Below are 2,122 nucleotides of genomic sequence, written 5' to 3'. Positions count from 1 at the left end.
TATTGTTTCACCGTAACGGCAGGGGCTTGATACCCATTCGATGGTTGCATCACTTGTTGACCGTTTGGCAAGGCATAGTTTTGCATCGATGCTTGATCTATGCCATACAGTGCAAATCCATCTATTTGCCAGTAGGAGTATTCACGGCTAATGTTATAATCTTGGGATACGGTCTCGGTTTCAGCGTAATCGACCCATTTCTTCACTTCTTTTTGGCTGGTGACATTTCCGTTAGCATCGTACTCCTCTTCAAAATGACTAAACTCTTCTTCTTGCCATTCCAGATTGTACGTTTTCTCTACGGTGACTTGATAGTAGTTCGTACCGAGTTTTTCTTGAAATTCATAGGCATACAAATAACTTTTCGCATCTGTCACAGCTATTTCCAAACATTCAGAAGTCGGTATGCCTTGTGTCACATCAAACGTTCTTTCACAATTGTCTATGTATCCTTTGGCATCTGGGTCTAGATCCTCCCCTGTCTTTGTTTCTCCATCACTGGAAGAGTTATCTGGCGGATCTGTAGAACCTCCACCACCTGTATCACATGCTGGATCGTTCGGTGTTGCATCACAGTCGACATTCACTACAGTAATAACTGCACTATCCGTTAGTTCGAAGCCATCCTCGTTCTTCCATACTGCGGTGATTGTTGTGTTACCTACTGTCTTTGCTGTCACTTTTCCTTGTGCATTCACAGTGGCAACAGCAGGATTTTGCGAAGTCCACGTCGTTTTACTTTGCGTAGTGACATCCATCCAACTTCCCCAGCTTGTCTCTCCAAAGTCCATCGTTCGAACATCGGCATATATATTTCTAGTGCTGCCCACTGCCAAAGTAGCATCTTCTCTTACTTGGATCTCTTTGGATTGTTCGATGATTCCTTTCCATGTCACTTTAAGTGGAGTGAAGTAACCTACTCTCACTTTTGGGTAATTTGTACCGTATCTCGTGCTAAATACTTCGTATTTGGAATGCTTGTAGTTGTGTCCTGTTTCTGTTTTTAACATGACATATTTATCATTTTTATTAACTTGTTGAACATAGATACCTTGAAAACTTCTATCATTTATTGATTGTTCAGCAAATTTAATACTCTCGATATCATAGGATTTAACTTTACTGATGGGGACATCTACGTCTTCACCTTGTTTATTAACATATACAAATTTACTAGGACGATAATTATCCATATCCACATGATCCGTAATAACACTTGTTTGTGGATACGGGTTCCAATCTGTTCCAGCGTTCGGCACTTCCTTTAATTGGGCTTGAAAGTTTTCATCAGAATAATTTGCACGAAAGTTTCCATTGTCTATTTGATACCAATATACACCAGGATTTGGTTCATTTTTGACTCCCACTTCTATCGTCATCGTTTGCTTATTCGTTGGTGGATTAGGACTTACTACCGTTGGAGATTGGGCTAATAGAGATGTCATCGGAGTAGCACACAAGAGTAAGACGACAATAAGCATACATTTTAGTAATTTCAACTCTTATTCCCTCTTTTCTGTTACTCAGGAATATAGAAACTAGAAAAAGTTCCTATTTTCACATCCAAAGAATATCTTTCTCCCATTTCTTTTTGCATAGCGTTACTTACCCATAATCTATTGGGAGTATCTTTCACGAAAAAGCCTGCATCACTACCTCTAGGTAATGTATTCAAACTATATTGTTTGGTAGTTCCTGAACCTTCTAAAGACGAACCTCTAACAAAACCATTATCAGGCAGACTATTAACGTATTGAAATGTACTCATATTTTCTACCGCAGGAGTTACAGTAACTTCTACAAAAGCAGTGTATAATTTACCTATAGAATCTTTTATAAAAGAATATCTCTCCATATCTGCTATTAACGTATCTCTATCATAAAACATATCCCCATAGACGCCTCGAATATCATCAGGTGACCTAACATCTACAACTATCATGCGGTGTACCATTACGGTTCCCCAGTTGTTCACCATTTCAATCGGTTGTTCTGTGATGCGATCAAAGCTCCTTGGTTTACCATCTTCATCCTTGTAATAAACATATGGGGTCATAGAAAGTAAGTTTGTCCCTGTCGTTCCTACTTCTCTCAACTCATCTAACCAAGGATATGTTTCTGC

At 39.2% G+C, this 2,122-nt stretch carries 1 protein-coding gene and 1 pseudogene; both read right to left on the bottom strand.

Translation table 11 applies throughout. The features are described 5' to 3' along the window. Positions 1-1,499 (bottom strand): DUF5704 domain-containing protein (locus D1Z92_RS17000; protein ID WP_206099779.1); only part of this gene is annotated, 1,499 nt, incomplete at its 3' end. Positions 1,500-1,519: 20 nt separating this feature from the next. After that, positions 1,520-2,122, bottom strand: a pseudogene (locus tag D1Z92_RS17435) (hypothetical protein); the annotation flags it as partial.

This window comes from Longirhabdus pacifica, assembly GCF_004115085.1.
Lineage (GTDB): Bacteria > Bacillota > Bacilli > Paenibacillales > DSM-105158 > Longirhabdus > Longirhabdus pacifica.
The sequence above is the reverse complement of the archived record's forward strand: the minus strand, read 5'-3'. Positions and strand labels throughout refer to the sequence as shown.